A 7,000-nucleotide genomic window follows, 5' to 3' on the forward strand; every position below is an offset into this window, starting at 1 on the left:
GGATGGCACCAGGAAGGGCTTCAGATGGCACGTTTGACCATAAAAGGGATATCCAAGAGCTTCGGCGCCACCTATGCGGTCCGCGATGTCTCCCTCGATGTCGAGGATGGTGAACTGGTCTGTTTGCTTGGTCCTTCCGGATCAGGCAAGTCGACATTGCTGCGCATGATTGGCGGCTTCGAACGACCGACAGCGGGAAGCATTCTGATAGATGCAAAGGATGTTACGTCACTGCCGCCGGAAAAACGTCCGACAGGCATGGTGTTCCAAAGCCATGCCCTGTGGACGCATATGGACGTCTTCAACAATATTGCATTCGGCCTCAAGCTTCGCCGCCTTCCCAGAGCCGAGATAAAAGAGCGCGTCGAACAGGCGCTGGCGCTCGTTGGTCTTGCCGACTACGGCAGGCGCATCACCACGCAGCTTTCCGGTGGCCAGCAGCAGCGTGTGGCGCTGGCCCGCTCGCTGGTGCTCGAACCCAAGATCCTCCTGCTCGACGAGCCCTTCGCCAGCCTCGACCAGCACTTGCGTGAGCGGTTGCGTGAGGAGGTGCGGGACATCCAGCAGCGGCTTGGCATCACGACGCTCTTCGTCACGCACGGACAGGATGAAGCGTTGGCGCTCGCCGACCGGATCGTCGTGTTGCGCGATGGCTGCACCGAGCAAATTGCGCCGCCCGATCGCATCTACCGCGAGCCAGAGACCGAGTTTGTCGCCGGGTTCATCGGTTCGATGAACTTCATTCGCACCACGGTCAGGAATGGCATCAGCCAACATGCAGCCTTTTCGCTCCCTGTTCCCGTTGCGGACGGAGAAATCGTACTTGCGATTCGACCGGAAGCATTGTCACTTGTCGCGGCGAACGAGATGGGTACCGGCATCGTTCACCGTAGCATCGATTTTGGCACCCATAAGATCGTCGACGTCGATCTCAGCGACGGAACAAGAATGAAAGCGATGACATCAAGCAACAGTGGCTGGACCAAGGGCACGTCGGTGAAACCGGTGGCGGCCGCCTTCAGGGCGTTCCGAGACAACCGGCTCGTTCACCAGTCCGTCGCGGTCCCGACACAGGAGAACAATCGGGTGTTTGGTCATGCTTGAGGGCCGTGGAATTGCGATCGACAGAGCAGGGCATCGTACCTGGCTGAAGTGGCACCGGGGACATCGATTTGCCGGCGACATCTCCTTTACCGGCGCGCGCATCGTGGAAGGCATGGAACTCGGCGCCAGCGTCGAGGTCGATCTGATGCGCTTTGCCGGTGATGGTTTTGCGGTGCTGCACGACGAGACGCTTGATGCCGCGACAACCGGCACCGGGATGGTTCGATCCGCATCCGAGGCTTACCTGCGTGGCTTGCATCTTCGCGATCCTTTCGGGGCGCCGAGCGAACACAAGGTCATGATGCTTGCGGATCTCGGGCACCTGTTGGCTCAGGTCGGCCGGGATCCGAGGGCGGGCTTGCAGCTTGACCTGAAAGAAAATTCGGACGTCATTCGTGACGCCGACATCGCCGCATTCGCTGCGGCTATTTCGCCTGTTGCCGACTCAGTCATTCTTTCAGGCGGTGACTCGCTTGCCGTCGAGCGGCTCTCGCATGCGGTGCCTGACATGGCAATCGGCTACGACCCCTGCCACGACGGCGCCATCGAGCGGCTGATGGAAACACGCGATTTCGTGGGTTTTGTTGCCGGTGCGCTACGAGCCGTGCCGCGCGCGCAAATGATCTATCTCGATCGCCGCCTGGTGCTATTTGCGGATCAGGCGGGCTACGACCTGATCGGCGAATTTCAGGGGGCAGGGCGGCTCGTCGACGCCTATACGATCAACTCCGCCGTCCCTTCCGCATTGCCCGGCGTCAAACGGCTCCTGGAACTGAAGGCTGACCAGATCACGACGGATGATCCGGTCGGGCTGGAACGGCTTCTGATCGAAGATCAGGCCTGAAAGCCTTTGACAAGCCAGGGATGGAGGGCGGGATTGCCGGCAACGATGTCTCCGTTCGCGGTGACGGGTCCACCATCAAACGCCGAGATTTTGCCGCCTGCCTCGCGCACCAAAAGGGCGGAGGCGCCGTAGTCGTGCAGTGACAAGCCATCCTCAAAAAAGCCGTCCAGGCGACCACAGGCGACATAGGCGATCGACAAGGCCGCCGAACCCAGCCGTCGCACGCCCGCGGTTGTGGCCATTAACCGCTTGAGCGCGTTGAAGTACACGTCTTCCGGCACGGCCTTCAGTTGTCCGGGAATCGGCAGGCCGGCCCCTACGAGCACGTCTTCAACTCCCTTCGAGCTCACACACCGGATCCGCTCGCCATTCAAATAGGCTCCGCCGCCGAGTTCCGTGCTGAAAAGCTCATCCAGCATCGCGTCGTAAACGACGCCGGCGACAAGTTCGCCTTCCTCTACGATCGAGATTGTCATCCCGAAATGCGGAATTCCCCAGGCGAAATTTGTCGTCCCGTCGATGGGATCGATATAGATGACAGGCACGCCTTCCTTTGCGTTCCGGTTGCCGACTGCTTCTTCGCCTTTGATCGCGTAGGTGGGAAAGGATCGGTTCAACTCATCGACGATGATGCGCTCGACGGCAACGTCGATCTCGGTCTGATAGTCCCTCGGCGCTTTTGCGACCAATTCGCCATCAAGGCGGCGACGCAGCGATGTTCGCGCTCTGGCACCTCCAAGGAGAACGGCTACCGCCAATGCCGCAAGGCGCGGCGAGGCAGTCGGTGAGATGCGGGATGACACGGGACGGATTTCGGCGAGATTTGGATTCGACATCGTCATGAGGTGATGGCAGAGCCGCATGAAGCTTTGATGACGGGACGTCGACGCCAGCGTTGGCGGTCGTATCAAGGCGCCTCCAAACGCCAGACGTGGACCCTTGAAAAGTTTTGTGTGGCCGACACCCGAACTGGGCGATTGTTATATCACCGCCGGACGATCACGCGTGTTCCCGGACGGACCATCTCGTAGAGCTCCTCGACGTCCTCGCGGTACATGCGAAAGCAACCGCTTGACGCATTCGTGCCGATCGAGGACGGATCATTGGTGCCATGGATGCGCAGCAGGCCGTCCGCAAGATAAATGGCCCGTGTACCGAGCGGATTGGAAGGGCCGGGACGCACGACCATTGGCAGTCTCGGATTCTTCTGGCGCATGCTGGCCGTCGGTCGCCACTCGGGATATTTGCGCTTCGACGTGACATGCGTCGTGCCGTACCATCGTTTTCCCTGGCGCCCGACCGCAATCGGATAGGCGAGCTGTTCACCTTGAGGCGTCGTATAGACAAGCGTGTGCTCGCGTGTGGCGATGACGATTGTCCCGCCCCTTCCCGTTCGGGGTTGGCGCTGCGGCAACGGCTCGCCATAGTCGGGTGGCGGTCCATATGGACCATACGGATCATAGTAGCCGTAGTCGCCATAGTCACCGTAGTCGTCATACGGACCGTAAATCTGCGCCTCGGCCTGAAAGGCCGCAAACAAAAGCACTGTTGCAAATAGAACCAGGAACTTCATTGTCCGCTATCCGCTTGTTTTGATGCAAGATAACCGCGAAAATCTGTGGCGCCATTGTGGCGGCCGAGTTCCGACGCTACACGCGACGTCGATGCGGAATTGAGGCTTCTTATGACATCCGAGTCTTGTTCGCATGTATTCGAGTCTCTCAAATTTCGAGTCAGACAACCTGAAACTGCCTTTGGTTAGGCTATTGAAGTCGTTGTCAAATTCAACACGCGCTTATCGATGGCCACAGAAGGAAGAACTAGAAACCTAACTCCTCATTTATGGCTCTCTGCCGCTGAAGTCCTCGCCTTTTTGGTTTGCAGATTTTTGCTTTTCCTAAGTCAAACTAAGTATTTTCTGCTCTTTTCAAACTGGCTTTCGGTTTGATTATATGCCATTTTACTAAGTATGACTGAGCGAAAAGCCGGAAAGCTGAACCAGCTGGGTAGAACCCTGCCTGAAGGCCTGCTTGCCGACGCGGCCTGGATGGAGGCGCACGGCTATTCCAGCAGCTTGCGCACACAATACGTGGCCGCCGGGTGGCTGGATCAGCCTGCGCGCGGCACCTTCAAGCGCCCCCTGGGGCAGCTCACCTGGCAGGGAGTGGTCATCTCGTTGCAGACCCTACTAGAACGAGACCTGGTCGTCGGCGCTATAACCGCCCTCGACCTGCAGGGACTGACCCACTATGTGGCCCCGTCGGGCGCGAGCGTCGTTCATCTTTACGGCACGAAGCCACCGCCCGGATGGCTCGCGAAGTTGCCCTTGCGGCAGACATTCCGCTTTCACCGCACTCCGAGCCTCTTCAAGTCAATCCATGCTGCCCCCGATCAGCAGGCGGGGACAGTACGGTTGCTGCGTGAGGACGAACGCGCCTTGACGGTCTCGACGCCCGAGCGCGCTTTCCTGGAACTACTCGACGAGCTTCCCAACCGGCAGAGCTTCCACAACGTCGATATGATCGCCGAGGGGTTGCGCACTCTGAGCCCGCGCCGCCTCAACCTGCTGCTACAGGACTGCCGCAGTATCAAGGTCAAGCGCCTGTTCTTCTGGTTCGCCGACCGCCACAGCCCGTCTTGGCTCAGCCAGATCGACAGGAAGGCAGTCGATCTCGGCAACGGCAAGCGGATGCTCGTCAAAGGCGGACGTCTCGACCCCACCTATCAGATCACCGTGCCGGAGGAACTCAGTGGCTCTATCTGAAACCTATGAACGTCAGGTCGCGCTGTTGATCGCGGTCATGCCTTTCGTGGCGGCGGAGAAGGACTTTGCGCTCAAGGGCGGGACGGCCATCAATCTCTTCCTGCGTGACCTGCCGCGCCTGTCGGTCGATATCGACCTCACATATCTGCCAGTCGCCGATAGGGCGCAGTCGCTCGCCGCCATCGGCTCGGCGATGAAACGGCTCGGAAAGACCATCGCCGTAGGCATGCACGGTGCGCGCGTTACAGAGGTCGTCAATCGCGCGGAGAAAATTGTCACGAAGCTTACGGTGCAGACCCGCGATGCCCAGATTAAGATTGAGGTAACGCCCGTGCTGCGGGGCTGCGTTTTCCCCGCGGAGGAGCGAAGCGTCACAGCGGAGATGGAGGCACGGTTCGGTTATGCGCAGACTCGGCTTGTCTCCTTTGCCGATCTCTATGCGGGCAAGATCGTGGCGGCGCTGGACCGGCAGCATCCCCGTGATCTTTTCGACGCAGCGCAGCTGCTTGCCCATGAGGGCATCACCGACGATCTGCGTGCAGCCTTCATCGTCTATCTCATCAGCCACGACCGACCGATCGCGGAAGTGGTCGCGCCGCGGCGGAAGGACATATCCGCTGAATATCTCGAGAACTTTGAAGGCATGACGGCAGAACCCGTCAGCGCCGATGATCTCATCACAGCCAGGGAGAAGCTCATCGCCGAAATTTCGGGCCGGATGCCGGCAAAGCACAAGGAATTTTTGCTAGGCTTCAAACGCGGCGATCCCGACTGGACGCTGTTGGGCGTGCCTGATGCTGCCGATTTGCCGGCCGTACGATGGAAGCAGATCAATCTCGACAAGCTGATTCCGGAGCAGCGCGCGACCCTTGTCGAACGCCTCGCCGCCGCGCTTGAGCGTGCAGGAGCGCCCCGCCCATGACGTACACCGGTTCCGAACGGCGCGCCAGCGCCGTCATCCTTGAGAAGGATAAGGCGGGGGAAGGCATTTCTCGCGCCATCGTCTCAAACTCAGTAGAGTGTACAGTAGGCTGATCAGAAGGATATTAATGGAAAGTGGCGCCGTCATTGGCATAGACGTGGGATGCTCGCCGACACGGCGCTCCAGCGCCATTTGTCGGCTTGAGTGGTCGTTAACGACCATTTCGTGGGAGGGTGCGCGCTTCCGGGCTGTCGAACCCGAGCGAGAGCAAACGATCGCGACGTTGGCTGTCGGACGCCCCATTCTCGCGGCAGCCTTTGATGGTCCTATCCGTCGCGGCTTTGAGATCATAGGTCGCTACCGTACAGCGGAGCGGATGCTGACGCGCCGGCTTCGTCCGCTGATCGGTAAGCCTGGTCAATCAAGCGCACCTGTTGGCAGACTACTCAACCATCACGCCAACGAGTGTGTTCGCCATCTCGTCAAGCATGCCGATCTACATGCGGCGGGGCACGGCATTGCCATCGATGACAGGGCGGTTGTCGAAGCGTTTCCGAGTTCGTTCCTTGGGATGATGATTGCGGACCCGGTCCATCTTGCGGCGCGGCGGGGCGATCGGTCCGACACCTTCTTCCAGCATCTCACGGCTGAGGGCGTCCTAAGCGCGCTGATGGCGCATTGTCTTCCAGGCCGGCAGTTGTCGCGAGACATTGGCAAGGTCGTCAATCACGATGACAGGGCCGCGCTCATCTGCGCGCTGTCGGCTCTTTGTGTGGCCGTAGGGGACTTCGTCGCGGTGGGGGATGATGACGGATGGATCATCCTACCACCGCGGAGCTTCATAGAGCCCACGCAGTTGGCTTTGCTTGAAGCCAACGCGCAAGATCAGGGCGCGAGCTCGTTATTCATCGGGACGAACAGTGAGGCGCGAATACACCAGGTCTAGTGACGATGTCCAAGAATACCGATGCTGACACGCTCACGAATGGCGCTGTGGTCGAATTCGTCCCGTGGATTCCTCACGAATGAATTGTCGCCGCCCCAGATTTGACCTCGATTGCGCACAAGCGAATTGTTCCCGCCCCAAATCTGATCCGGATTGTTTATGACAGAGTTCAGCCGCTCTAGTACTACAGTTGCGTTTTATGCGAGATCATGATTCACTCTCGGCGTTTAGCTGGAGGGAATTGCATGTCCGTCGCAAGCTGGTCTGGGTCGATTTTGGCATGGCAACGCGAGCTCGATGCATTGAAGGAGCGACTGGGGCCGATCTTTCGTCGTCGTGAACTGCGATTATCGAGCGGCGCCTTTCTTGATGGCGTGCTGTCGGGAGTAGAGCGCAAGACAGGCTGGCTCATGGCCGAGC

7 protein-coding genes are annotated in these 7,000 nt (G+C 59.4%); 5 read left to right on the forward strand and 2 right to left on the reverse strand.

Going from position 1 to position 7,000, the window contains the following annotated elements; genetic code table 11:
* Window positions 1-24 precede the first annotated feature (24 nt).
* Together RHIBUN_RS0115865 and RHIBUN_RS0115870 are read left to right on the forward strand one after the other, a co-directional pair.
* On the forward strand, window positions 25-1,104 hold the full coding sequence (locus tag RHIBUN_RS0115865) for an ABC transporter ATP-binding protein (protein ID WP_025660295.1): 1,080 nt from the start codon (window positions 25-27) through the stop codon (window positions 1,102-1,104).
* On the forward strand, window positions 1,097-1,948 hold the full coding sequence (locus RHIBUN_RS0115870) for a glycerophosphodiester phosphodiesterase (RefSeq protein WP_025660296.1): 852 nt from the start codon (window positions 1,097-1,099) through the stop codon (window positions 1,946-1,948). Before RHIBUN_RS0115865 ends, RHIBUN_RS0115870 begins: the two co-directional genes overlap by 8 nt.
* On the opposite strand, the gene RHIBUN_RS0115875 is transcribed toward RHIBUN_RS0115870, so the two are convergent.
* The gene (locus tag RHIBUN_RS0115875) at window positions 1,939-2,784 is read right to left on the reverse strand and encodes an inositol monophosphatase family protein (RefSeq protein ID WP_025660297.1); all 846 of its coding nucleotides are present in this window, start codon (window positions 2,782-2,784) and stop codon (window positions 1,939-1,941) included. The genes RHIBUN_RS0115870 and RHIBUN_RS0115875 overlap by 10 nt on opposite strands.
* A 149-nt stretch (window positions 2,785-2,933) precedes the next feature.
* Window positions 2,934-3,521 carry a L,D-transpeptidase gene (locus tag RHIBUN_RS0115880; RefSeq protein ID WP_025660298.1) on the reverse strand — a complete coding sequence of 196 codons (588 nt, stop codon included), beginning with the start codon at window positions 3,519-3,521 and terminating at the stop codon, window positions 2,934-2,936.
* 396 nt (window positions 3,522-3,917) lie between these two features.
* On the opposite strand from RHIBUN_RS0115880, the gene RHIBUN_RS0115885 reads away from it, so the two are divergent.
* From RHIBUN_RS0115885 to RHIBUN_RS0115895, 3 genes are all read left to right on the forward strand, one after another.
* Window positions 3,918-4,712 carry a type IV toxin-antitoxin system AbiEi family antitoxin domain-containing protein gene (locus RHIBUN_RS0115885; protein WP_025660299.1) on the forward strand — a complete coding sequence of 265 codons (795 nt, stop codon included), beginning with the start codon at window positions 3,918-3,920 and terminating at the stop codon, window positions 4,710-4,712.
* Window positions 4,699-5,634 (forward strand): nucleotidyl transferase AbiEii/AbiGii toxin family protein, encoded by a 936-nt coding sequence (locus RHIBUN_RS0115890; RefSeq protein WP_025660300.1) that lies wholly within the window; start codon window positions 4,699-4,701, stop codon window positions 5,632-5,634. The genes RHIBUN_RS0115885 and RHIBUN_RS0115890 overlap by 14 nt, the downstream gene beginning before the upstream one ends.
* A 127-nt stretch (window positions 5,635-5,761) precedes the next feature.
* Window positions 5,762-6,580 (forward strand): hypothetical protein, encoded by an 819-nt coding sequence (locus RHIBUN_RS0115895; RefSeq protein WP_025660301.1) that lies wholly within the window; start codon window positions 5,762-5,764, stop codon window positions 6,578-6,580.
* The last annotated feature ends 420 nt before the right edge of the window (window positions 6,581-7,000 follow it).

The organism is Rhizobium sp. IBUN (assembly GCF_000510625.1).
In the GTDB taxonomy this organism is placed as follows: Bacteria; Pseudomonadota; Alphaproteobacteria; order Rhizobiales; family Rhizobiaceae; genus Rhizobium; species Rhizobium altiplani.

Bases quoted from the DNA above. Each gene is read 5' to 3' on its own strand.
- RHIBUN_RS0115880 (WP_025660298.1), bottom strand. From the start codon at position 3,521: ATGAAGTTCCTGGTTCTATTTGCAACAGTGCTTTTGTTTGCGGCCTTT.
- RHIBUN_RS0115875 (WP_025660297.1), bottom strand. From the start codon at position 2,784: ATGTCGAATCCAAATCTCGCCGAAATCCGTCCCGTGTCATCCCGCATC.
- RHIBUN_RS0115885 (WP_025660299.1), top strand. From the start codon at position 3,918: ATGACTGAGCGAAAAGCCGGAAAGCTGAACCAGCTGGGTAGAACCCTG.
- RHIBUN_RS0115895 (WP_025660301.1), top strand. From the start codon at position 5,762: ATGGAAAGTGGCGCCGTCATTGGCATAGACGTGGGATGCTCGCCGACA.
- RHIBUN_RS0115870 (WP_025660296.1), top strand. From the start codon at position 1,097: ATGCTTGAGGGCCGTGGAATTGCGATCGACAGAGCAGGGCATCGTACC.
- RHIBUN_RS0115865 (WP_025660295.1), top strand. From the start codon at position 25: ATGGCACGTTTGACCATAAAAGGGATATCCAAGAGCTTCGGCGCCACC.